Source organism: Bradyrhizobium sp. USDA 4369, assembly GCF_054056435.1.
In genome coordinates this window covers 3,277,590-3,301,424 of the sequence record NZ_JBSRYH010000001.1, presented here as the reverse complement: position 1 = coordinate 3,301,424, position 23,835 = coordinate 3,277,590, and the positions used below count along the sequence as shown (strand labels likewise).

Genomic DNA, 23,835 nt, shown 5'->3' with positions numbered 1-23,835 from the left:
TGCTACAAGGCCCCTCATGAGCAAGATCTTGAAAATCGCATTCCAGGGCGAGCCGGGAGCCAATTCCCATATCGCCATTTCCGAGGCCTATCCGACCGCCGAGGCCATGCCCTGCCCGACCTTCGAGGACGCGCTGAGCGCAATCTCCTCCGGCGAGGCGGAGCTCGGCATGATCCCGATCGAGAACTCGGTCGCCGGCCGCGTCGCCGACATCCACCACCTGCTGCCGGCCTCGGGTCTTTATATCATCGGCGAGTGGTTCCTACCGATCCGGCATCAGTTGATGGCGCTGAAGGGCACCAAGCTCGCCGACATCAAGACCGTCGAGAGCCACGTTCATGCGCTCGGGCAGTGTCGCCGCATCATCCGTCAGCTCGGCGTGCGGCCGATCGTGGCCGGCGACACCGCCGGCAGCGCGCGGGACGTGTCCCAGCGCGGCGACAAGAGCGTTGCAGCGATTGCCTCGCGCCTGGCCGCCGAGATCTATGGCCTGGAAATCCTCGCCGAGGACATCGAGGACGAGGCCCACAACACCACCCGCTTCGTCGTACTGGCGCGCGAGCCGCAATGGGCCGAACAGAACTCCGGCCCGCTGGTGACGAGCTTCGTGTTCCGCGTCCGCAACCTGCCCGCCGCGCTGTACAAGGCGCTGGGCGGCTTCGCGACCAACGGCGTCAACATGACCAAGCTCGAGAGCTATATGGTCGACGGCAATTTCTTCGCCACGCAATTCTATGCCGATGTCGACGGCCATCCAGAAGACAAGGGACTCGCTTTCGCGCTGGAGGAATTGAAGTTCTTCTCGCGCGAGCTGCGCATCGTCGGCGTCTATCCCGCGCATCCGTTCCGCGCCACGTTCAGCGAACGGATGGAGTGACGCTGCGCCGTTGCCCTGCCGGCCTTGCCCGGGGACGACGGCAAAAACTTACGCCGCCGCCTTCCGCTGCAGGCCGAAGGCGTCGGCGAGCAGGCTGTAGGAGCGCTTGCGGGCGTCGTGATCGAAGATCGCGGTGATCACCATCAGTTCGTCGGCCTGGCTCGCCGCGATCATCGGGTCGAGCTTGGCGCGCACCGTCGCTGGGCTGCCGACGAACAGCCGCGAGCGGTTGCGCGCGATCGAGGCGCGGTCGGCGTCCGTATACGGATAAGCCGCCGCCTCTTCCGGGCTCGGCAGCGGCAGGAATTGTCCGCGGTCGCGCCGCAACCGGTTCAGATCCATCGATGACGCCAGCCGCTCGGCCTCGGCGTCGGTCTCGGCCGTGACCACGGCCACCGCCAGGATCGCATGCGGCTGCGAGCGCCAGCGCGACGCGGTGAAATGCGCGCGGTAAGCGGTCATCGCATCGATCGCATCATGATTGGCGAAGTGATGCGCGAAGCCAAAGCCCATGCCGAGCTGCGCCGACAGCTCGCTGGAATAATCGCTGGAGCCGAGCAGCCAGATCGGTGGCAGCGGCGCATCGTCGGGCATGGCGATGACGTTGTTGTAGGGATGGCCGGCGGGAAATTCGCGCGTCTCCCACAAGGTCAGCTCGTGCAGCCGCTCCAGGAAGTCGTCGCCCTCGCGGCGATCGAGCCGGCTCCGCAACGCATAGGCCGTGGTGCCGTCGGTGCCGGGCGCGCGTCCGAGGCCAAGATCGATGCGGCCGGGGAACAGGGCTTCCAGCATCTTGAAGCGCTCGGCGACGACCAGCGGCGCATGGTTGGGCAGCATCACGCCGCCGGAGCCGACGCGGATGTGCTTCGTGACGGCCGCGATCTGCCCGATCATGATGTCCGGCGACGGGCTCGCCACCGAGGGCAGGCTGTGATGCTCGGCGAGCCAGTAGCGGACATAGCCGAGCCGATCGACATGGCGCGCCAGGTCGATGCTGTTGCGCAGCGCCGCAGACGGCGGCGTCGCCGTGGTGGTGACCGAGAGGTCGAGGACTGAAAGCGGGATCATGCCGTCAACGTAATGACTGCGCCGCGGGCCACAATGGGCCAATTGCGCCGGTGACCTGCCGCAAACGCAGGGATTGGCTAAACTCTGATTGGGACATATGACTTGTATACAATTTGACTATCTGTCGTCCCACACACTCATCGGTATAAAAATCGGCCATATCGATGAAAAATCCTCGACTTCGAGCATTACCAATCTGCCCAACTGATATTGAATGAGCCTAATAAAACGCAATCATATTATAAAAGTGGGCAAAATCCCATTATTGGTGGGCTGTATATCGCGTCGCACTTCCCCTATCTTGGCGCCTCCGAGAGACGATCCCCTCTTGAGTTGAAATTTACGCGCCATCGGGAACCTGCGCCGCTATGACCGACCTCGCCACCGCCATCACCGACGGACACGCCGCGATCATCCGGCCGAAAATCTCCTTCGAGTTCTTCCCGCCGAAGAGCGAGGAGATGGACCGGACGCTATGGGCCTCGATCGAGCGCCTCGCCCCGCTGGAGCCGAGCTTCGTCTCCGTGACCTATGGCGCCGGTGGCACCACCCGGGAGCGCACTCACGCGACCATCGCGCGCATCCTGAAGGAAACTGCGCTACTGCCGGCCGCACACCTGACCTGCGTCGGCGCCTCGCGCGGGGAAATCGACGAGATCGTCGACCGCTATCACGAGGTTGGCGTCCGCCACATCGTTGCGCTGCGCGGCGATCCGCCCGGCGGCATCGGCACGCCCTACTCCACCCATGCTGAGGGCTATCAGAGCTCGCCCGAACTGGTCGCCGGCATCAAGAAGCGACATCCCGACATCGAGGTCTCGGTCTCGGCCTATCCGGAGAAGCATCCCGAGAGCCGCGACTTCGATGCCGACATCGACATGCTCCAGGCCAAGGTCGATGCCGGTGCCACCCGCGCCATCACCCAGGTGTTCTTCGACAACGACGTCTACTTCCGCTACCTCGACCGCGTCCGCGCCCGCGGCATCGAGATTCCGATCGTGCCCGGCATCATGCCCCTGCACAATTTCAAGCAGGCGCGCGGCTTCGTGAGCCGCAACGGCACCACCGTGCCGACCTGGCTGGCCGAGAAGTTCGATGGTCTCGAGGACGATCCCGAGACGCGCAAGCTGGTGGCGGCGACCGTTGCCGCCGGCCAGGTGCAGAAGCTCGCCAAGCAGGGCGTCGACACCTTCCATTTCTACACCATGAACCGCGCCGACCTCGTCTTCGCGATCAGCCATCTGCTTGGCATCCGTCCGAAGTCCGCCAACAAGGCTGCCGCCTGATGTCCGTTCCCGTCTCTCCCGCGCGTACCGCCTTCCTCGCTGCAGCTCGCGAGCGCATCCTGATTCTCGACGGCGCCATGGGCACCATGATCCAGGCGCTGCAGTTCGACGAGGCCGCGTTTCGCAGTGCGCGCTTTGCGGACTTCCATCGTGATGTCAGAGGCAACAACGATCTCCTGATCCTCACCCAGCCCGACGCAATCGAAGACATCCACGCGCAATATCTGCGCGCCGGCGCCGACATCGTTGCCACCAACACCTTCTCGGCGACGTCGATCGCGCAGGCCGATTACGATCTCTCCGACATCATCTACGAGCTGAACCGCGAAGGCGCCCGGCTCGCACGCAATGCGGCCACGCGTGTCGCGGCCGAGGACGGCAAGCAGCGCTTCGTCGCCGGCGCGATGGGCCCGACCAACCGCACCGCCTCGATCTCGCCTGATGTCTCCAATCCCGGCTATCGCGCGGTGACGTTCGACGATCTGCGCATCGCCTATGGCGAGCAGGCGCGCGGGCTGCTCGACGGCGGCGCCGACCTGCTGCTGGTCGAAACCATCTTCGACACGCTCAACGCCAAGGCGGCGCTGTATGCGATCGCCGAGCTCTGCGAGGCGCGCGGCATCGACGTGCCCGTGATGATCTCGGGCACCATCACCGACAAGTCCGGCCGCCTGCTGTCTGGCCAGATGCCGGAGGCGTTCTGGAACTCGGTGCGCCACGCCAAACCGCTGACCATCGGCTTCAACTGCGCGCTCGGCGCCGAGGATTTGCGCGCCCATGTCGCCGACATCGGCCGCGTCGCCGATACCTTGGTGTGCGCCTATCCCAATGCCGGCCTGCCCAACGAGTTCGGCCAGTATGACGAGACGCCGGCCTATATGGCGCGGCTGATCGGCGAGTTCGCCCGCGACGGCCTCGTCAACATCGTCGGCGGCTGCTGCGGCACTACGCCGGACCATATCGCGGCGATCGCCGCCGCCGTCGCCCCGCACAAGCCGCGCGCCGTGCCTGAGATCGCACCGCGGCTGCGGCTGTCGGGCCTGGAGCCGTTCGAGCTGACGCCGGAGATTCCGTTCGTCAATGTCGGCGAGCGCACCAACGTCACGGGATCGGCCAAATTCCGCAAGCTGATCACCGCCGGCGACTACACCGCGGCGTTGCAGGTCGCGCGCGACCAGGTCGAAAACGGCGCCCAGGTCATCGACGTCAACATGGACGAGGGCCTCCTGGACTCGGAAGCCGCGATGCGGACCTTCCTCAACCTCGTCGCCGCGGAGCCGGACATCGCCCGCGTTCCGGTGATGGTCGACTCCTCGAAATTTCACGTCATCGAAGCCGGTCTGAAATGCGTGCAAGGCAAGCCAGTCGTGAACTCGATCTCGCTCAAGGAGGGCGAGGAGAAGTTCATCCATGAGGCGAAGATCGCGCACCGCCACGGCGCTGCCGTGGTCGTGATGGCGTTCGACGAGACCGGCCAGGCCGACACCTACAAGCGCAAGACCGAGATCTGTGCCCGCGCCTACAAGATCCTGGTCGAACAGATCGGCTTCCCGCCCGAGGACATCATCTTCGATCCGAACATCTTCGCGATCGCCACCGGCATCGAGGAGCACGACAATTACGGCGTCGACTTCATCGAGGCGACACGCTGGATCCGCCAGAACCTGCCGCATGCGCATGTCTCGGGCGGCGTCTCCAATCTTTCGTTCTCGTTCCGCGGCAATGAGCCGGTGCGCGAGGCGATGCATTCGGTGTTCCTGTATCACGCCATCAAGGCCGGCATGGACATGGGTATCGTCAATGCCGGGCAGATGATCGTCTATGACGACATCGATCCGGAGCTGCGCCAAGTGTGCGAGGACGTGGTGCTCAACCGCGACCCCGGCGCCTCCGAGCGGCTGCTGGCGCTCGCCGAGAAATTCCGCGGCCAGGGCAAGCAGATCAAGGAGGCCGATCTCGCCTGGCGCGAATGGCCGGTCGGAAAGCGGCTCTCCCACGCGCTGGTGCATGGCATCACCGAGTTCATCGAAGTCGACACCGAGGAGGCGCGCGCCGCGTCGACGCGGCCGCTCGACGTCATCGAAGGCCCGCTGATGGCCGGCATGAACGTGGTCGGCGACCTCTTTGGCGACGGCAAGATGTTCCTGCCGCAGGTGGTGAAATCCGCCCGCGTGATGAAGCAGGCGGTGGCCTATCTGATGCCGTTCATGGAGGCCGAGAAGGCCGCCAACAAGGGCCGCGCCAATGAGCGCTCCAACGCCGGCAAGATCGTGCTCGCCACCGTCAAGGGCGACGTCCACGACATCGGCAAGAACATCGTCGGCATCGTGCTCCAGTGCAACAATTTCGAGGTCATCGACCTCGGCGTCATGGTGCCCGCGGCCAGGATCATCGAGACGGCGAAGGCTGAGAATGCCGACATCATCGGCCTGTCCGGCCTGATCACGCCGTCGCTCGATGAGATGGCCTATCTGGCCTCCGAGATGGAGCGCCAGGGCCTCAACGTGCCGCTGCTGATCGGCGGCGCGACGACGAGCCGCGTCCACACCGCCGTCAAGATCGACCCGAACTACCAAAGCGGCCCGGTGGTGCATGTCAACGACGCCAGCCGCGCCGTGGGCGTCGCCTCCTCGCTGCTGTCGGCGGAGCGCAAGGATGCCTATGCCGCCGAGATCCGCACCGAATATCAGAAGATCGCCGCCGCGCATCTGCGCGGCCAGGCCGACAAGAAGCGGCTGAAGCTTGCCGACGCCCGCGCCAATGCGCCGAAGATCGATTTCGCCAAGGCGAGGCCGGTCAAGCCGACCTTCCTCGGCGTCAAGACCTTCGCCGACTACGACCTCGCCGAGCTCGTGCCCTATATCGACTGGACGCCGTTCTTCCAGACCTGGGAGCTCGCCGGCCGCTTCCCGGCCATTCTCGACGACTCCAAGGTCGGCGAGGCCGCGCGCGCGCTCTATGACGACGCGCTGAAGATGCTTGAGCGTATCGTCTCTGAGAAGTGGTTCACAGCGCGCGCCGCGATCGGCTTCTGGCCGGCCAATGCCGAAGGCGACGACATCGTGCTCTATGCCGATGACAGCCGCACCGAGCGGATCGCGACGCTGCATACGCTGCGCCAGCAGCTCGAAAAGCGCGAGGGCCGCTTCAACACCGCGCTCTCCGACTTCGTCGCGCCGCAGGGCTCCGGCGTCCCCGATTATGTCGGCGGCTTTGTCGTCACCGCCGGTCTCGGCGAGGATGCGGTGGCCGATCGGTTCAAGAACGCCAATGACGACTACTCCTCGATCCTGGTGAAGGCGCTGGCCGATCGTCTGGCCGAGGCGTTCGCCGAGCGGCTGCATGCCCGCGTCCGCCGCGAGTTCTGGGCCTATGCCCCGGACGAGGCGCTCTCGCCCGACGACCTGATCCTGGAGAAGTATCAGGGCATCCGTCCCGCACCGGGCTATCCGGCGCAGCCCGATCACACCGAAAAGGCAACGCTGTTCGAGTTGCTCGATGCCGAAGAGAACGCCGGCGTCCGCCTGACCGAGAGTTTTGCGATGTGGCCGGGTTCGTCGGTCTCCGGCCTGTATTTCGCCTCGCCGGAGAGCTTCTATTTCGGCGTCGGCAAGATCGAGCGCGACCAGGTCGAGGACTATGCCGCGCGCAAGGGCATGTCGGTGGCCGAGGTCGAGCGCTGGCTGGCGCCGATCCTGAACTACATCCCGGCCCGCAGCGGCCAGGAGCCCGAGACGTCGCGCGCCACCGCCGCGCTCGCTCCGGCCAACGACACCGCCCCCGCCGAACTCGCCAGCCACCCGCCCGGCTGCGCCTGCGCGGTGCATCTGGCCTGGCGCAAGAAGGCCGTCGGCGCGAAATAGCCGGCGCTGCCTCGACATACACAGCCGTCGTCCCCGCGAACGCGGGGATCCATACCGCGTGATCGACCCGTCGTCGGCGGTCGCCGACATCGCGTGCAACAACCCCCCCCCTGTGGTGATGGGTCCCTGCGTGCGCAGGGACGACATCGGTTGTGACGCACCCTGGTCGACTCACATGCCCGCGATGACCGGCCCCCTTCCGCGTGTCCCCCGCGCCACGACCGTCCCGAATGACAAAGCGCCACAGCGGCCGTCATGCGATGCAGCGTGGACATCTCCTCCGTAACCGGCTGAAATAGGCGTGGGGCGCCGGGTGGTTTTCGTTCATGTCGCTGCAGTTCAGGCTTGCGTCGCGAAACCTGTTTCATGACAGGCTGCGCTTCATCGCCACCATCATCGGCATCGTCTTCTCGATCGTGCTGGTGACCGTGCAGATGGGCCTCTATGTCGGCTTCCGCCTGATGGTCACGACCATGATCGACCACGCGCCGGCCGAGCTCTGGATCATGCCGGTCGGCACCAAATGTTTCGAGGACCCCTCGCTGCTCGACGAGCGGCAGCGGTTCCGGGCGCTGGCGGTTCCGGGCGTCGCCGAGGCAACGCCGCTGGTGATCGGCTATGCGCAATGGCGGCTGCCGCAGGGCACCACCACGCCGGTGTTCGTGGTCGGCTCGGAGTTGCGCGGGCTCGGGCTGCATCCCTGGAACGTGGTCGAGGGCCGGCTCGACGACCTCTCGGTGCCCGGCGCCGTCGCGATCGACCAGACCTATTTCGAGCGGCTCGGCATCACCGGTGTCGAGCAGGCCGCCGAGCTGCGCGACCGGAAGGTGCAGGTGATGGCGGTCACTAAAGGCATCCGCTCCTTCACGACCACGCCTTACGTGTTCACCGATGTCGAGCGTGCACGCAGCTTTACCGGCATCGCGCCGAACAAGGCGTCCTATCTGCTGGTGAAGCTCGCGCCAGGGGCAAACCTCTGGGCCGTGCAGCAGGCGATACGCGCCAATCTGGCCGATGTCGAGGTGCTGACGGCCGCCGAGTTCGCCAGCCGCAGCCGCTCGTTCTGGCTGTTCGGTACCGGTGCGGGCGCGGCGCTGTTCGCGGGCGCGCTGCTCGGCCTCATCGTCGGCACCGTGATCGTGGCGCAGACGCTGTATTCCAGCACCAAGGATCACATCAACGAGTTCGCCACCCTGCGCGCGATCGGATCGACCAGCCGCTACATCTACACGGTGATCATCTGGCAGGCGCTGCTCAGCGCCATCGTCGGCTTCGCCGGCGCGGCCGCGATCGGCAAGATCGTCGCGGCCGCGACCGCGGACTCGGCGCTGCCGGTGATCATGACGCCGTTGCTGACGGTCGCGCTGTTCGTCCTGACATTGACGATGTGCATCGGCTCGGCGATTGCGGCGATCGTGAAGGTGATGCGGATCGACCCGACCCTGGTGTTCTCGCGATGACCGAGATTGTGCTCGAGGCCACCGATCTCGTCCACCACCTCGGCCAGGGTGCCGGCCGGGTGCAGGCGCTGAAGGGCGTGAGCCTCGCGCTGAAGGGCGGCGAACTGGTGTTGCTGATGGGCCCCTCGGGCAGCGGCAAGACCACGCTGCTGTCGATCCTGGGCTGCCTGATGACGCCGGATGCCGGCACGGTGAAGGTCGGAGGCCAGGCCGTTACTGCGCTCGATGCCGAGGCGCTGGCGAAGCTGCGGCGCGAGCGCATCGGCTTCATCTTCCAATCCTATCATCTGTTTCCGACGCTCAACGCCGAGGACAATGTCCGGCTCGCGCTCGATGTCCGCGGCGAGCGCGCGCGGGCCGCGAAGCTGGCGGCGCGCGAGGTGCTCGCCACGGTCGGCCTCGGCCACAAGCGCAAATCGCTGCCGCGCGAGCTCTCCGGCGGCGAGCAGCAGCGCGTCGCGATCGCCCGCGCCGTCGTCGGCAAGGCGCAAGTCATTCTCGCCGACGAGCCGACCGGCGCGCTCGACACCGCCAACGGCCAGGCGGTGATGGCCCTGCTCGCCGACATCGCCAAGGATCCGGCGCGCGCAGTGCTGGTGGTGACGCACGACCCGCGCATCCTGCCCTTCGCCAGCCGCGTCATCCATATCGAGGACGGCCGCATTGTCAGCGAGACGAGCGGCGGCGAGTCCATGAAGAAGGTCTCAAACGCATGACATCGGCAGTTTCACATCGCGCCGCCGCGCTCGGGCTGGTCGCGGCGGCGGCCTTCGCACTGGCCGTTGCGCCGGCCTGGATCGCGCCAGCCGCGCGCGCAGCCAACGCCCAGGACGAGCGCTGGCTCGCCGTCGCGCCCGGGCCGGGTCGAGCCGGCCTCCGGCCTGATCAAGCTCGGCGCGCCCGTGGTGGCGCCGATCCAGGAGGTGCTGGTGAAGCCCGGCGAGACCGTGTTCGCCGGCCAGGCCTTGCTGCGCCTGACTGACGCCGAGGCGCGCGCGCAGCTCGCCAGCGCCGAGGCGCAGGTCGCGATGCGCAAGCGGGTGCGCAACAAGGAATCGACGCCATCAGGCGCCGGGCCGCGGCGCCGCGCCGAGGATGGCGTCGCCGACGCTCAGGCCGCGCTGTTCGACGCGCGCACCGCGCTCGACAAGGCGGTGGCCGAGCGGCGGGCGGGACGCGGCGCGGATGGCGATATCGAGAGCGCACGCACGCAGCTCGCCAATGCGCAGGCCAAGCTCGAGCAGCAGGCCGACGACCTGCGCAAGGTCACGGCCGATGCGCCGCTGCCGGTCAGCGTCGAGGGCCAGCTCAATGTCGCGCGCAGCGACCTTCAGGGCGCCCGCGCCACGCTGGAGAAGCTCACGATCCGCGCGCCGCTCGACGGCACCGTGCTGCAGGTCAATGCGCGCGCCGGCGAGATCGCCGCGCCGCAAGCGACGCAGCCGCTGGTGCTGCTCGGCGACATGTCGGCGTTGCGCGTTCGCGCCGAGCTCGACCAGCGCGATCTCGACAAGATCAAGGTCGGCCAGCAGGCCGTGGTCCGCTCCGACGCCTTCCGCGGCCGCGACATCGCCGGCAAGGTCGCAAGCATCGCCCCCCTGGTCGAAAGCAGCCGCACGGCCGCGCTCAGCCAGCGCAACATGACCGATGTCGACGTGGTGGAAGTGCTGGTCGACCTCGCCGAACCCGGCCCGTTCGCGGTCGGCATGAAAGTGGATGTGTATTTTCGACCGTGAGGCTCTGAAGTCACCCGGCTGATGCCAGCGCCCCGCAGCCATCCTCCCCCTTCAGTTGGTGAGCTCGACCGTCTCCACATCGTCATGGCCGGGCTTGTCCCGGCCATCCACGTCGTTCAGCACGCTGAGAAGCACGTGGATGCCCGGGACAAGCCCGGGCATGACGGAGTAACTAACTGCCGGGACTGCTCGTCGTGACAGTCCCGTATCTCCAGATACGATAACCCCGCCTTCCAAGGCAGGGTCTCACCGAGACAGTCGCGCTGCGCGATGCCCCAATGAACGACGTCAATCGCCGCTCGGCGGGGCCAGCGGCTGCACGATGTCCTGGAATGCCGGCAGCGCTTCGCACTTCGCGGCGTGGGCCGCCAGCGCCGGATAGCGCGCTTCGTCGAACAGATGCGGATGGGCTTCGCGGGTGAAGCGGAGAACGCAGGCGACGGCAATGTCGGCATGGCCGATGTGCTCGCCATGCCAGTAGTCCGTGGTCACGCCCGCACGCTCCGCCTCCAGCACCGCAAGCACGCCGGAGATCTGCGTCTCGCAGCGCGCGACCCATAGCGCCAGGCGGTCCTTGCGCAGCACGCGCTCGTAGATCAGGCTGACGGCCTTATCGCCGAGCCCGGTCGCCAGCGCGATCGTGCGTAACTGTTTCCTGCGCAACGGCCCGCGCGGCGCCAGCATCGCGCGCTCCGGCCCGACGGTCTCGTCGAGATGATCGAGGATCGCGGCCGAATCGATCAGCGCCTCGCCATCGTCGAGCACCAGCACCGGCACGCGCAGCAGCGGATTATAGGGCGCGATCTTGTCGGCATCGCCGAAGGTCGACCACGGCCGGTGCTCGAACGGCAGGCCGTAGAGCCTCAGCGCGATCGCGGTGCGGCGGGCGAAGGGCGAGTCGTACTGGCCGATCAGGAACATGGCGCGTCCTCCTGTGCGCGGCATTGAAGCGCCATTTGCGGCTGATGTCACCCAGGTTGGCTCACGCTCTCCGCGTGATAGGCGGGCTTGTCCCGGCCATCCACGTCTCCCGTGACGCCGAACATGGATGCCCGAGGTCAAGCCCGGGCATGACGACCGAGATTGGAGCTTCGCGAGCGGTTCATCACGGGCAGGCCCGACCTAGCCAATCAGCGGCACATGCGCTGCCACGTCGCGCGGCAGGGTGCCGTCGAGCCGCGGATCCGGGGCGAGCTCGATCTGGCGGCGATAGGGGCGGAAGCCGGCGCGCTGGTAGAAGGCCAGCGCGCGCGGATGATCGAAGCTGCAGGTGTGGAGCCACAGCCGGCTGAGCGGCTGGGCCCAGGCACGGCGCAGCGCGTGGTTCATCAGCAGGCGGCTGGCGCCGGTGCCGATCAGCGTCGACGTGACGCCGAACAGCACCAGCTCGCACTCGTTCTTGTTGCGGAAGTCGAGCTCCAGCAGAGCCTCATCGCCGCCGCCGTGTTCGAGCGTATAGATCTCGACACCGGATACGCAGATGGTGGCGGCGAGTTCCGTATCGCTCATTCGCGTCCGCTGCGACCACAGCCATTCGCGGCCGACGCGGGCATAGAGGTCGCGATACCAGTCGAGACCGGGCTGCGCGACGCGGCGAACGCGCCAGTTGCCGGCCGGATCGGGGCGGCAGCACCGGCGGCGCCAGCATCTCGAGCGAGGTCACGACGGCTGCGATCCTGCCGGGCGGGATATCGAAATGGCCGTCGGGAATGGACATCCCTACTCGCCCTCGTCGCTCGCCAGCACGCCCTTCACCGCGCGCGCCCAGCCGGCGAGCTTGCGCTGGCGCGTCGCCGCGCTCATCGCCGGCTTGAAGCGGTGCTCCAGCCGCCAATTGTCGGCGAATTTCTCCGGCTCCGGATACACGCCCGCATTGAGGCCGGCGAGATAGGCGGCCCCTAACGCCGTGGTCTCCTGGATCATCGGGCGGTCGACCGGCGCGTCGAGCAGATCGGCGAGGCGCTGCATGGTCCAGTCGGAGGCGGTCATGCCGCCGTCGACGCGGAGCACGATGGTCGCGGCCGACGCAGCCGGCCAGTCGGCGCGCATCGCCGCCCACAGATCATAGGTCTGGTAGCAGACGCTTTCGAGCGTCGCATGCGCGAGCTCGGCCGGGCCGGTGTTGCGGGTCAGGCCGAACAGCGCGCCGCGGACGTGCGGATTCCAATACGGCGCCCCTAAGCCGACGAAGGCCGGCACCAGATAGACCGACTGCATCGAGTCGGACTTGTCGGCGAGCGGGCCGGTCTCGGCGGCGTGCTTGATGATGCCGAGCCCGTCGCGCAGCCATTGCACCGCCGAGCCGGCGACGAAGATCGAGCCTTCGAGCGCGTAGGTCCTGACGCCGCCCAGCTGATAGGCGATGGTGGTCAGCAGCTTGTTGTTCGACTTCACCGGCGTGGCGCCGGTGTTGAGCAGTGCGAAGCAGCCGGTGCCGTAGGTCGACTTCATCATGCCGGGCGTGAAGCAGGCCTGGCCGATGGTCGCCGCCTGCTGGTCGCCGGCGATGCCTGAGACCTTGATCGAGCCGCCGAACAGGTCGGGCGTGGTGGTGCCGAACTCGGCGGACGAGTCCTTCACCTCGGGCAGCAGCGAGCGCGGCACGCGCAAGAGCTTCAGCAGCGTATCGTCCCACTGCCCGGTGTGGATGTTGAAGAGCAGCGTGCGCGAGGCATTGGTGGCATCGGTCGCGTGCACCTTCCCGCCGGTCAGGCGCCACAGCAGGTAGCAATCGACGGTGCCGAACAAGAGCTCGCCGCGTTCGGCCCGCTCGCGCGCGCCCGGCACGTGGTCGAGTATCCAGGCGACCTTGGTGCCGGAAAAATAGGGATCGATGATCAGGCCGGTTTTGGCGCTGACGTCAGGCTCATGGCCGTCGGCCTTGAGCTTCGCGCAGATGTCGGCGGTGCGGCGGTCCTGCCAGACGATGGCGCGATGCACCGCCTGGCCGGTGGCGCGGTCCCACACCACGGTCGTCTCGCGCTGGTTGGTGATGCCGATCGCGGCGATGTCCTTGGCCTTGAGCCCAGCTTTGTCCAGCGCGTCGCGGCAGGTCATCACCGTCGAGGTCCAGATGTCCTCCGGCTCGTGCTCGACCCAGCCCGAGGCCGGGAAATGCTGCGGGAATTCCTGCTGCGCGACAGCGGCGATCGAGATGTCGGAGCGGAACACGATCGCGCGCGAGGACGTGGTGCCCTGATCGATGGCCAGCACGAAGGACATGGGGGCTTCTTCCCGGGAGGTTGACGACGTTGGGGCGACAAGCAAGCGGATTGGCGGGGGAAGGTCAAGGTGGCGCGGCATGTGCGCTGCCACCCTCCCCTGGAGGGGGAGGGTGGAGACTGCCGTCTGCGCGGCCGCTTGGTGTCGAGAGAGGCTACACCGCCGCCGTGGTCACGCCGCCATCGACGACGATGGTCTGCCCCGTCATGAAGGTCGAGGCGTCCGAGGCGAGGTAGGCGACGGCGCCAGCGATCTCATGCGGTTCGCCGATGCGGCGCAGCGGCGTGGTGGCGCAGCGCTGCTTCAGGCGGGCGTCATCCTCCCACAGCGCGCGGGCGAAATCGGTCTTGATCAGGCCAGGTGCGACGCAATTGATGCGGACCCCCTGCGGGCCCCACTCGCCGGCGAGGCTGCGGCACAGCGCGAAGTCGGCGGCCTTGGAGATGCCGTAGGCGCCGATCACGGTCGAGCCGCGCAGCCCGCCGATCGAGGATACGATGATGACCGAGCCTTTGCCGCGCGCGGCCATCGGCGGGATCGCCTTGGCGCAGAGCCAGAGATTGCTCTTCACGTTGGAGGCCATGATCTTGTCGAAGGCCTCGTCGGAGATGTCGAGCAGCGGGCCGTAATACGGGTTGACCGCAGCGTTGCAGACGAGGATGTCGACCTGGCCGTAATGCTTGACGGCGCCGTCGATCAGCGCGTCGACCTCGGCACGGCGCGAGATGTTGCAAGGAATGACGTGGGCGTCGCCGCCATTGGCGCGGATGCCGTTCGCGACCTCCTCGCAGGCCTCCGCCTTGCGGCTGGAGATCACCACCTTGGCGCCGAGTTGCGCGAGCAGTTCGGCCGACGCGCGGCCGATGCCGCGGCTGGAGCCGGTGATGACGGCGACCTGTCCGGCGAGATTGAAGGGATTGGGGGTCATATCTGCTTCCTCCGCGTCATTGCGAGGAGGGAAGCGACGACGCAATCCAGAGTCGCGCGTGAGATCCTGGATTGCTTCGCTTCGCTCGCAATGACGGCTCAAACAACCAAGACGTAGCCCGGATGAGCGCAGCGACATCCGGGCTCACACGTATTGCGGCGGATGACCCGGATATCGCTGCGCTCATCCGGGCTACAAGATTCGCTCGTCATGCGCGGGCTTGACCCGCGCATCCATCTTCTTGCCAGAGCGATGGGTTGCCGGGTCGAGCCCGGCAACGACAATGCTCCTCAGATCAACCCACCCGCCTCGCTGACGCGGCGCATGTGGTAGTCGGTGTCGCCGAAAGTGGTCTCGATCATCGTAAGACGCTTGAAGTAGTGGCCGATCTTGGCCTCCATGGTCATGCCGATGCCGCCATGGAGCTGGATCGACTGCTGGCCGACGAACTTGCCGGACTTGCCGATCTGCACCTTGGCCGCGGCGATCGAGGTCGCGCGCTCCTTGGCGTCGTCGAATTCGGCGGCCATGGTCGCGAACATCGACATCGAGCGCGCCTGCTCCAGCGCCACGAACATGTCGGACGCGCGGTGCTGAAGCGACTGGAACGAGCCGATCGCGACGCCGAACTGCTTGCGCGTCTTGATGTACTCGACCGTGGTCTTGAGCGACTCGTCCATCAGGCCGACGGCTTCGGCGCATAGCGCGATGCGGGCCTCGTCGACGACGCGCTCGATCAGCGGCAGACCGTTCGCGGGGTCGCCGATCACGCTGTCAGCACCGACCTCGACGCCGGTGAAGCTGATGTCGGCGGCATGCAGGCCGTCCTGGGTCGGATAGCCCTTGCGGGTGACGCCCTTCGCATCGGCCGGCACGATGAACACGCCGATGCCGCTCTTGTCGCGCTGGCCGCCGGAGGTGCGCGCCGTGACGATCAAGGTATCGGCGTTCTCACCGTTGAGCACGACGAACTTCTCGCCGTCGATGACATAGCCGTCGCCCCTTTTCTTGGCAGACGTGGCGACGTCGAACAGGTCGTAGCGCGACTGCTTCTCAAGCTGGGCGAAGGCGAATGTCTTGCTGCCGTCGATGATCCCAGACAGATGCGCGGCCTTCTGCGCCGCCGAGCCGCCATGGCGCAGGAAGCCGCCTGACAGCACCACGGTCGCGAGATACGGCTCGAGCACGAGCGCGCGCCCCATCGCCTCCATCACGATCATGGTCTCGACACCGCCGGCACCGAAGCCGCCGTCTTCTTCCGAGAACGGCAGGCCGAGCAGGCCCTGCTCGGCGAGCTTGGACCAGATCGCTTTGCTCCAGCCGCCCTTCTCCTTCATGTACAGCTTGCGCTTGTCGAAATCATAGGCATCCGCCAGCAGGCCGTCGATGCTGTCCTTGAGGAGACGCTGCTCCTCGGTAAGATCAAAATCCATGTGAGTTGCTCTCTCGAACGCGTGCGTTTGTTGTGGGCGCCACTGTCGCCATTCTTTCCGTCGTCATCCCCGCCTTGTGCGCAATTGCGCACCCGGGGCGGGGATCCAGTAAACACCGGCACCTGTGATTCATCACGACTGCCGCGGCGTACTGGGTCCCCCGCCTGCGCGGGGGACGACACCTGTTTTTGTCGGACCAGTTCGGCTAGAGCCCCAGCACCGCCTTGGCGATGATATTGCGCTGGATCTCGTTGGAGCCGCCGTAGATCGAGACCTTGCGGTTGTTGAAGTAGCTCGGCGCGATCTGGGCGGTCCAATCCATGGTCTCGTTGCTGTCATCGTCGCCATGGACGTCGTAGGGCGCGGCGAACGGGCCGATCACCTCCATCAGCAGCTCGGTCGTGGTCTGCTGGATCTCCGAGCCCTTGATCTTGAGCACCGAGGAGGCCGGGTTGGGCTTGCCCTTGCCGTGCTTGCCCTCGTCAGCGACGACGCGCAGCTGCGTCAGCTCGAGCGCCTTCAGCTCGACCTCGCAGGCCGTGAGCTTCTCGCGGAACGACGGATCCTCCAGCACCGGACGACCGCCGGATTCGACCTTCGCCGCGAGCTCCTTGATACGGCGGATGCGCTCCTTGGAGACGCCGACCCGGGCGATTCCCGTGCGCTCATTGCCGAGCAGGAACTTGGCGTAATCCCAGCCCTTGTTCTCCTCGCCGATCAGGTTCTCGTAGGGCACCTCGACGTCGTCAAAGAACACCTCGTTGACCTCGCGGCCGCCGTCGATGGTCTGGATCGGACGCACGGTGACGCCCTTCGACTTCATGCTGAAGACGATGAAGGAGATGCCCATCTGCTTCTTGGCGGAGGGATCGGTGCGGCACAGGCAGAAGATCATGTCGGCGTGCTGGGCGAGCGTGGTCCAGGTCTTCTGACCATTGATGATCCACTTGTCGCCGCGGCGCTCGGCCTTGGTCTTCAACGAAGCGAGGTCGGAGCCCGAGCCGGGCTCCGAGAAGCCCTGGCACCACCAATCGTCGACATTGGCGATGCGCGGGAGATACTTTTTTTTCTGCTCCTCATTGCCGAAGGTGTAGATCACCGGGCCGACCATGCTGACGCCGAACGCGAGCGGCTGCGGCGCCGGATAGGCCTGCAGCTCCTCGTTGAAGATGTAATGCTGCACGGACGTCCAGCCGGTGCCGCCATACTCGACCGGCCAATGCGAGACGCCCCAACCCTTCTTGTTGAGGATGCGCCACCAGGTCACCATCTCGTCCTTCGACAGATGGCGGCCCTCGATCATCTTGCGGCGCGTCTCCGGCGGGACGTGGTCCCTGAAGAACTGCCGGACTTCCTCGCGGAACGCCTGCTCTTCCTTCGTGAATGCAAGATCCATCGGATCCTCCCGTTTGTATCTGATCTCTCGTCACACTCCGCTGTCGTCCCTGCGAAAGCAGGGACCCATAACCACCAGCCGTCGTTGGGGGCCTAGGCGTCTGCCAGAATGCCCAAGCAACATCACGCGGTATGGGTCCCGGGTCTGCGCCCGCGAGCGCTGTTGCGCTCGCAGGCTTGCCCGGGACGACAGTTGTTTTAAATCCCGCCCGAGCTTACCCGGGACGACAGTGGGAAATCCCGCGCGAGTTGCGCGGGATTTCGATCATTTGTTACTGCAGCACCTCGAACAGGCCGGCGGCACCCATGCCGCCGCCGACGCACATGGTGACGACGGCATACTTTGCCTTGCGGCGGCGGCCCTCGATCAGCGCATGACCGGTCAGGCGGGCGCCCGACATGCCATAGGGATGGCCGACCGAGATCGCGCCGCCATTGACATTAATCTTGTCCGGATCGATGCCGAGCTTGTCACGGCAATACAGCACCTGCACGGCGAACGCCTCGTTCAGCTCCCACAGGCCGATGTCGTCGACGGTCAGGCCGTGGCGCTTCAGCAGGCGCGGCACCGCGAACACCGGGCCGATGCCCATCTCGTCGGGCTCGCAGCCATGCGAGACAAAGCCGCGGAAGATGCCGAGCGGCTGCAGGCCGCGCTTGGCCGCCTCGGCATCGCTCATGATCACGCAGGCCGAGGCGCCGTCGGACAGCTGGCTGGCATTGCCGGCGGTGATGGTGAAGCCGTCGCCGCGCACGGCCTTCAGACCGGCAAGGCCTTCGGCGGTTGTTTCGGGGCGCGGACCTTCGTCCTGCGACAGCGTCACGTCCTTGAACGAGACGTTGCCGGTGGCCTTGTCGGTGACCGCCATCTTGGTGGTGATCGGCGCCAGTTCGTCGTTGAACTTGCCGCCCTGCTGCGCGGCCGCCGTGCGGCGCTGGCTTTCCAGGGCATATTCGTCCTGGCGCTCGCGCGAGATGCCGTAGCGCTTGGCGACGATCTCGGCGGTATCGATCATCGGCATGTAGACGTCGCCCTTGATCTCCAGCAGCGCCGGATCGGTGGCCTGGAACGCATTCATCTTGTCGTTCTGCACCAGCGAGATCGATTCGCCACCGCCGCCGACCGCGATCTCGACACCGTCGAAGATCACCGAGCGCGCGGCGAGCGCGATCGCCTGCAGGCCGGAGGCGCATTGGCGGTCGATCGTGGTGCCGCCGACCGACACCGGCAGGCCGGCGCGCAACAGCGCCTTGCGCGCGATATTGCCGCCGGTCGAGCCCTGCTGCAGGGCCGCGCCCATCACGACGTCCTCGACCTCGGCCGGATCGACCTTGGCGCGCTTGACCGCCTCGCCGATGGCGTGGCCGAGCAGGGTGGCGCCGCCGGTGGCGTTGAGCGCGCCGCGATAGGCCTTGCCAATCGGCGTGCGGGCGGTGGAAACGATGACGGCATCGGTCATGGGCGACCTCCTGTTGGTGTTACGATTGTTTGCTGTGAGACGTGGATGATTGCTGCTGGCGCAATTCGTGACGTGACAACTTGCCGACCGGCGTGCGCGGCAGCTCGTCGACGAATTCGACCGCGGCCGGCAGTTCGTGCTTGCCGAGCTTGCCGGTGAGGAATTCGCGCAGATCCTCGACCGGGAACGGCGCAAAGCCGTCGCGCAACTTGATGAAGGCCTTCGCGGCCTCGCCGCGATAGGTATCGGGAATGCCGATGACGATGACTTCCTGCACCGCAGGATGGGTGTAGATCGCCTGCTCGATCATCTGCGGATAGACGTTGAAGCCGCCGGAGATGATCATGTCCTTCTTGCGGTCGACAAGGAAGTAGAAGCCGTCGGCGTCGACATAGCCGATGTCGCCGGTCAGGAAATGGTCACCGACGAAGGATTGCGCCGTCTCCTCCGGCCGGTTCCAGTAGCCCTTGGTCACGTTCGGTCCCTTGACGCGGATCTCACCGACCTCGTTCACGCCGAGCACCCGGGTTGAATCCTCGAGCGACACGACGTCCATCTCGATGCCGGGCAGCGCGATGCCGATCGAGCCGGGCTTGTCCGGTCCCTCCTTGGGATGGCTGGTGCCGGGCGAGCAGGTTTCGGTCATGCCCCATCCGCTCTTCAGCTTCATGCCGACGCGGCGTTCCAGGATGCGGGCGACCTCGACCGGCAATGGCGCGCCGCCGGAGCCGACGCTGGTCAGCGACGACAGATCGCGCTTGTCGAGATCGGGCAGGTTGGCGATCGCGATCCACATCGTCGGTACGCCGGGAAAATAGGTCGCGCGCTTGTGCTCGATATCGCGCATCACGGCTTCGAGATCGAAGCGCTGATGCAGCGATACCAGGCTGCCGATGCGCAGTGCGGTCAGCAGCACGACGGTCAGCGCATAAATGTGGAACAGCGGTAGCACGCAGATGACGCGGTCGCCGCCCTCGCTCCGCGTGCGGGTGGCGCGGCTCCAGATCTCGATGATCGAGACCGCCGAGGTAAGATTGCCGTGGGTCAGCATCGCGCCCTTCGGCAGGCCGGTGGTGCCACCGGTATATTGCAGCAGCGCGATGTCGTCGGGCGAAATGGCGGGCCATGCGGCGGGCACAACGGCGCCATCGACGAAAGCGCGATGGGTGATCACGGCGGGGTTGTCCGGCAACGCGGTCTGCGGCGTGCCGACTTTGCCCCAATGATCGTCCTCGCACACGATCAGGCGATCGAGCAGGCCCTTCGCCAGGAACTTCAGCGCCATCGGTAGCAGCGCCGACAGATTTGACGTCACCAGGATGCGTGCGCCGGAGTCGCTGAGCTTATGCGACAGCGCGATCTCGCCATCGAGCGGCGACAGATGCACGACGCGGGCGCCGGCCTTGAGCGCGCCGAAGAAATTGATCGGATGGTCCGGCGAATTGCCCAGGAACAGCGCGATCGAGGCGCCCCTGCCGAAGCCGGCACGCAGGAACGCGGCCGCTGCCTGGTCGACGAGAGCGGCGAGGTCGTTGAAGCTGATCGGACGGTCGCGGAATTCGAGTGCGCCGCGATCGCCGAAGTCGCTCACCGCTTTCGCCAGCAGCTCCGGCAAGGTGCCGCGCGCGATCGGCGCGTCCCAGCGGACGCCTTGCGGATAGAACTGTTCGCCGGGATGGGTCATGCAAGCTCAACTTTCGTTGGCGTAAGACAGCCCCGCTGCTTCCGTTCCCTGCCCCCTTGTGGGGGAGGGTCAGGGAGAGGGGTGGCCACAGGCGATACCGCTGTTGTGGCCCCCCACCCCCGCCCCCTCCCCGCTGCCGACGATCGCTGTGCGATTGCGGCGTGGGGGAGGGGAGCGCACTTGCGCACGTAGCAACGAACGGGCTGCATCATGCAGCCTTTGTTTCCTTCGCCAGCGATGCGAACGTCTTGCCTTCGTCGGCGAGCTTCTTGAGCAGCGGCGCCGGCTCCAGCGACGGATCGTTTGTCTCCTTGGCATAGAAGGTGAGGCGCTCGGCGATATGCTTCAGGCCGACGCTGTCCGCCCAGTACATCGGGCCGCCACGATAGATCGGCCAACCATAGCCGTACAGCCAGACGACATCGATGTCCGACGGACGCGCCGCGATACCTTCGGCGAGGATCTTCGCGCCCTCATTGATCATCGGGTACATCATGCGCTCGAGGATCTCCTCGTCGCTGACCGCGCGGCGCTTGAGGCCGAGCTTGGCGAGCGTCTCGTCGATCAGCTTCTCGACGTCGGGATCCGGCAACGGCGCGCGCGAGCCGGACTCGTATTTGTAGTAGCCCTTGCCGGTCTTCTGGCCGAAACGGCCGGCTTCGCACAGCGCATCCGCGATTTCGCTCTTGATACCGCGGTCCTTGCGCGAGCGCCAGCCGATGTCGAGACCGGCGAGATCGCCCATCGCGAACGGGCCCATCGGCATGCCGAACTTGGTGACGACGGCGTCGACCTGCTGCGGCAGCGCGCCTTCGAACAAGAGCTTCTCGGCCTGCTTGCCACGCTGCGCCAGCATGCGGTTGCCGACGAAGCCGTCGCAGACGCCGACCACGGCCGGCACCTTGGCGATCTTGCGCGCGATCGACACGGCGGTCACCAGCGCGTCCGGCGCCGTCTTCTCGGCGCGGACGATCTCGCACAGCTTCATCACATTCGCCGGCGAGAAGAAGTGCATGCCGAGCACGTCCTGCGGACGGCTGGTCTCTGCGGCAATGGCGTCGATGTTCAGGTAGGAGGTGTTCGAGGCGAGCACCGCGCCGGGCTTGGCGTATTGATCGAGCTTGCCGAACACTTCCTTCTTCACGGCCATGGTCTCGAACACCGCCTCAATGACGAGATCGGCGTCCTTGACGTTCTCGAGCCCGACCTTGCCGTCGATCAGCGCCATGCGCTTGGCGGGCGCATCCGCCGGGATGCCGCCGCGCGCGGCGGTCGCTTCCCAGTTCTTCTGCATGACGCCCAAGCCGCGCTTCAGCTGCTCCTCGGCCGTCTCGATCAAGGTCACCGGGATGCCGGCATTGGCAAACGACATCGCGATACCGCCGCCCATCGTGCCAGCGCCGATGATGGCGACGCGCTCGACCTTGCGGCCCTTGGTGCCCTCGGGCACGCCGGCGATCTTGGCGGCCTCGCGCTCGGCGAAGAAGGCGTAGCGCTGCGCCTTGGACTGGTCGCTGGTGAGCAGCTTGAGGAAGCCCTCGCGCTCCCGCTTCAAACCCTCGTCGAACGGCAGGTCGATCGCATAGCCGACGGCATCGGCCGCAGCGAACGGCGCTTCCAGGCCGCGCGACTTCTTGGTGATCGCTGCGACCGCATTGGTGAAGATCGAACGGTCCGCCTTGGCCGCCGCCAGCTTGGAATCATCGTCGCGCAGCTTGCGCAGCGGACGGTTCTCCGCCACCACCTTGCGCGCAAAGGCTTCGCCCCCCGACGCGGGCCCCTCGACGATCTCCTCGATCAGCCCCGCCTTGTGCGCTTCCGCGGCCCCGATCGGATCACCACCGACGATCATCTTCACGGCGAGTTCCGGACCGACGGCCCGCGGCAGGCGCTGCGTTCCGCCCGCCCCCGGCAGCAGGCCGAGCTTCACCTCGGGCAGGCCGAGCTTCGCGTCCTTGGTGGCGACACGATAATGACAGGCCAGCGCCACCTCGAGACCACCGCCCAGCGCCGTTCCATGAATAGCGGCGATCACCGGCTTGGGGCTGTTCTCGATCGTGCTCAGCACGTCGTTGAGCGCCGGCGGCTTCGGCGGCTTGCCGAACTCGGTGATGTCGGCGCCTGCGATGAAGGTGCGCCCGCCACAGGTCAGAACGATGACCTTGATATTGGGATCAGCAATGGCCGCTTTGACGTTGTCCAGGATACCGCCGCGAACTGCGGCACTCAGCGCATTGACGGGCGGACTGTCGATGGTGACGATGCCGACGATATCATGACGATCAAGCTTTGCCACTTCGCTCACGCTAGGCTCCTTGGGATGTCGTTTCTTTGTTGCCGGTTAATGCCCCGGCGAATTCTTGGCTCTTCATTTGCGCGGAGTATCAGCCTTGCTTGCGTCTAGTCGCTGCCGAGGCTCAATTCCGCAGTGCGAAATCTAATTCCACATCTTGACAGCCAGGGTTATTTTGAAGCACGAGCGTTGTCAACGAGGCTCTCAATCAATAGCCGATGACATGAAACGCCCAGGGAAGAAAGCTGCGACCGATCGCAACTTCGTCGTTGCGTTGTCGCGCGGCCTCGAGGTGCTCAGGGCCTTCAGGCCCAATGACGGACTGCTTGGCAACCAGGAGATCGCCGCGCGCACCAACCTGCCCAAGGCCACCGTGTCCCGGCTGACCTACACTTTGACCAAGCTCGGCTATCTCACCCCGGTCCCCCGCTTCGAGAAATATCAGCTGGCGCCGTCCGCCCTCCTGCTCGGCTATGCCGCGCTCGCCAATCTCGGCGTGCGCCATCTCTCCGAGCCGTTCCGCGAGCAGCTGATGCGCGAGACCGGCGGCGCGGTGGCGATCGGCGGCCGCGACCGTCTCAGCATGATCTATATCGGGCAGAGCCGTCACGGCGTCGTCAATGTTCAGCTCGACGTCGGATCCCGCATCCCGATCGCGACGACCGCGATGGGACGGGCCTATATCTGGGCGCTGGCCGAGGAGGAGCGCACCGTGCTGATGCGCGAGCTGCGCGAGCACTACGGCAACCGCTGGCCGAAGATCCGCGAGGGCATCGAACGGTCCGGCGAGACCGTCGCCCGCTACGGCTTCACGATCTCGGCCGGCGAGTGGCAGGACGACGTCCATGCCGTGGGCGTCGCGCTGAAGCTCAACGACGGAACTGGCCCTTACGCGTTCAATTGCGGCGCGCCTGCATTCCGCTTCACGGAAGAGCGGCTGCGGACCGACATTGGACCTCGTCTGCTCGCGATGGTAAGAAACATCGAAGCGGCGGTCGGCGGTTTGGCGCCGGCAACTAATCAGCCAAACAAAGAACCAAGCAAAAAGCAGAAGCCAGGAGGAAAACTTGCCCGTATTGCCGAGGGTATCAGATAGCCTGCATGGTCACGCCGTTCCGGCGCAGCATCCT

16 protein-coding genes and 1 pseudogene are annotated in these 23,835 nt (G+C 66.2%); 7 read left to right on the top strand and 10 right to left on the bottom strand.

The window, feature by feature from the left end:
* The first annotated feature begins 16 nt into the window (after positions 1–16).
* Positions 17–877, top strand: a complete 861-nt coding sequence (locus ACVIJ6_RS14905; RefSeq protein ID WP_456773307.1) for a prephenate dehydratase — start codon at positions 17–19, stop codon at positions 875–877.
* 48 nt (positions 878–925) lie between these two features.
* Here ACVIJ6_RS14905 and ACVIJ6_RS14900 read toward each other — a convergent pair whose 3' ends face one another.
* Positions 926–1,945 carry an LLM class flavin-dependent oxidoreductase gene (locus ACVIJ6_RS14900; RefSeq protein ID WP_456773306.1) on the bottom strand — a complete coding sequence of 340 codons (1,020 nt, stop codon included), beginning with the start codon at positions 1,943–1,945 and terminating at the stop codon, positions 926–928.
* Between the two features lie 368 nt (positions 1,946–2,313).
* Between ACVIJ6_RS14900 and metF the strand changes: the two genes are divergently transcribed.
* The 5 genes from metF (at position 2,314) to ACVIJ6_RS14875 (ending at position 10,290) form a co-directional block, all read left to right on the top strand.
* Entirely contained in the window at positions 2,314–3,231 is a 918-nt protein-coding gene (gene metF, locus ACVIJ6_RS14895) for a methylenetetrahydrofolate reductase [NAD(P)H] (RefSeq protein ID WP_456773305.1), read from the top strand.
* A complete protein-coding gene (gene metH, locus ACVIJ6_RS14890; protein WP_456773304.1) occupies positions 3,231–7,094 on the top strand; it encodes a methionine synthase in 3,864 nt (1,287 codons plus the stop codon). Before metF ends, metH begins: the two co-directional genes overlap by 1 nt.
* Before the next feature lie 326 nt (positions 7,095–7,420).
* Positions 7,421–8,554 carry an ABC transporter permease gene (locus tag ACVIJ6_RS14885; protein ID WP_456773303.1) on the top strand — a complete coding sequence of 378 codons (1,134 nt, stop codon included), beginning with the start codon at positions 7,421–7,423 and terminating at the stop codon, positions 8,552–8,554.
* On the top strand, positions 8,551–9,270 hold the full coding sequence (locus ACVIJ6_RS14880; RefSeq protein ID WP_456773302.1) for an ABC transporter ATP-binding protein: 720 nt from the start codon (positions 8,551–8,553) through the stop codon (positions 9,268–9,270). The genes ACVIJ6_RS14885 and ACVIJ6_RS14880 overlap by 4 nt, the downstream gene beginning before the upstream one ends.
* A 66-nt stretch (positions 9,271–9,336) precedes the next feature.
* Positions 9,337–10,290: an HlyD family secretion protein gene (locus ACVIJ6_RS14875; protein ID WP_456773301.1), complete on the top strand. Its 954-nt coding sequence runs from the start codon at positions 9,337–9,339 to the stop codon at positions 10,288–10,290.
* Positions 10,291–10,578: 288 nt separating this feature from the next.
* Here ACVIJ6_RS14875 and ACVIJ6_RS14870 read toward each other — a convergent pair whose 3' ends face one another.
* The 9 genes and pseudogenes from ACVIJ6_RS14870 to ACVIJ6_RS14830 all read right to left on the bottom strand — a co-directional run bounded on the left by ACVIJ6_RS14870 (position 10,579) and on the right by ACVIJ6_RS14830 (position 22,717).
* On the bottom strand, positions 10,579–11,211 hold the full coding sequence (locus ACVIJ6_RS14870) for a glutathione S-transferase family protein (RefSeq protein ID WP_456773300.1): 633 nt from the start codon (positions 11,209–11,211) through the stop codon (positions 10,579–10,581).
* Between the two features lie 201 nt (positions 11,212–11,412).
* Positions 11,413–12,007 (bottom strand): annotated as a pseudogene (locus ACVIJ6_RS14865) (GNAT family N-acetyltransferase).
* Between the two features lie 2 nt (positions 12,008–12,009).
* Positions 12,010–13,512: a glycerol kinase GlpK gene (glpK, locus tag ACVIJ6_RS14860; protein WP_456773299.1), complete on the bottom strand. Its 1,503-nt coding sequence runs from the start codon at positions 13,510–13,512 to the stop codon at positions 12,010–12,012.
* Between the two features lie 154 nt (positions 13,513–13,666).
* Positions 13,667–14,440: an SDR family NAD(P)-dependent oxidoreductase gene (locus tag ACVIJ6_RS14855; RefSeq protein ID WP_456773298.1), complete on the bottom strand. Its 774-nt coding sequence runs from the start codon at positions 14,438–14,440 to the stop codon at positions 13,667–13,669.
* 290 nt (positions 14,441–14,730) lie between these two features.
* The gene (gene pimD, locus ACVIJ6_RS14850; protein ID WP_456773297.1) at positions 14,731–15,873 is read right to left on the bottom strand and encodes a pimeloyl-CoA dehydrogenase small subunit; all 1,143 of its coding nucleotides are present in this window, start codon (positions 15,871–15,873) and stop codon (positions 14,731–14,733) included.
* 205 nt (positions 15,874–16,078) lie between these two features.
* A complete protein-coding gene (gene pimC / locus ACVIJ6_RS14845; RefSeq protein WP_456773296.1) occupies positions 16,079–17,269 on the bottom strand; it encodes a pimeloyl-CoA dehydrogenase large subunit in 1,191 nt (396 codons plus the stop codon).
* A 271-nt stretch (positions 17,270–17,540) separates the two neighbouring features.
* Positions 17,541–18,728 (bottom strand): acetyl-CoA C-acyltransferase, encoded by a 1,188-nt coding sequence (locus ACVIJ6_RS14840; RefSeq protein WP_456773295.1) that lies wholly within the window; start codon positions 18,726–18,728, stop codon positions 17,541–17,543.
* A 19-nt stretch (positions 18,729–18,747) separates the two neighbouring features.
* Positions 18,748–20,412 (bottom strand): dicarboxylate--CoA ligase PimA, encoded by a 1,665-nt coding sequence (gene pimA / locus ACVIJ6_RS14835; protein WP_456773294.1) that lies wholly within the window; start codon positions 20,410–20,412, stop codon positions 18,748–18,750.
* Positions 20,413–20,620: 208 nt separating this feature from the next.
* On the bottom strand, positions 20,621–22,717 hold the full coding sequence (locus tag ACVIJ6_RS14830) for a 3-hydroxyacyl-CoA dehydrogenase NAD-binding domain-containing protein (RefSeq protein WP_456773293.1): 2,097 nt from the start codon (positions 22,715–22,717) through the stop codon (positions 20,621–20,623).
* Positions 22,718–22,928: 211 nt separating this feature from the next.
* Between ACVIJ6_RS14830 and ACVIJ6_RS14825 the strand changes: the two genes are divergently transcribed.
* Positions 22,929–23,801: an IclR family transcriptional regulator gene (locus ACVIJ6_RS14825; protein WP_456773292.1), complete on the top strand. Its 873-nt coding sequence runs from the start codon at positions 22,929–22,931 to the stop codon at positions 23,799–23,801.
* The last annotated feature ends 34 nt before the right edge of the window (positions 23,802–23,835 follow it).

Coding starts and splice junctions, on each gene's coding strand:
- ACVIJ6_RS14885 (WP_456773303.1), top strand. CDS start 7,421: ATGTCGCTGCAGTTCAGGCTTGCGTCGCGAAACCTGTTTCATGACAGG.
- pimC (WP_456773296.1), bottom strand. CDS start 17,269: ATGGATCTTGCATTCACGAAGGAAGAGCAGGCGTTCCGCGAGGAAGTC.
- ACVIJ6_RS14855 (WP_456773298.1), bottom strand. CDS start 14,440: ATGACCCCCAATCCCTTCAATCTCGCCGGACAGGTCGCCGTCATCACC.
- ACVIJ6_RS14905 (WP_456773307.1), top strand. CDS start 17: ATGAGCAAGATCTTGAAAATCGCATTCCAGGGCGAGCCGGGAGCCAAT.
- metH (WP_456773304.1), top strand. CDS start 3,231: ATGTCCGTTCCCGTCTCTCCCGCGCGTACCGCCTTCCTCGCTGCAGCT.
- ACVIJ6_RS14900 (WP_456773306.1), bottom strand. CDS start 1,945: ATGATCCCGCTTTCAGTCCTCGACCTCTCGGTCACCACCACGGCGACG.
- ACVIJ6_RS14840 (WP_456773295.1), bottom strand. CDS start 18,728: ATGACCGATGCCGTCATCGTTTCCACCGCCCGCACGCCGATTGGCAAG.
- ACVIJ6_RS14825 (WP_456773292.1), top strand. CDS start 22,929: ATGAAACGCCCAGGGAAGAAAGCTGCGACCGATCGCAACTTCGTCGTT.
- pimA (WP_456773294.1), bottom strand. CDS start 20,412: ATGACCCATCCCGGCGAACAGTTCTATCCGCAAGGCGTCCGCTGGGAC.
- pimD (WP_456773297.1), bottom strand. CDS start 15,873: ATGGATTTTGATCTTACCGAGGAGCAGCGTCTCCTCAAGGACAGCATC.
- ACVIJ6_RS14870 (WP_456773300.1), bottom strand. CDS start 11,211: ATGTTCCTGATCGGCCAGTACGACTCGCCCTTCGCCCGCCGCACCGCG.
- glpK (WP_456773299.1), bottom strand. CDS start 13,512: ATGTCCTTCGTGCTGGCCATCGATCAGGGCACCACGTCCTCGCGCGCG.
- metF (WP_456773305.1), top strand. CDS start 2,314: ATGACCGACCTCGCCACCGCCATCACCGACGGACACGCCGCGATCATC.
- ACVIJ6_RS14880 (WP_456773302.1), top strand. CDS start 8,551: ATGACCGAGATTGTGCTCGAGGCCACCGATCTCGTCCACCACCTCGGC.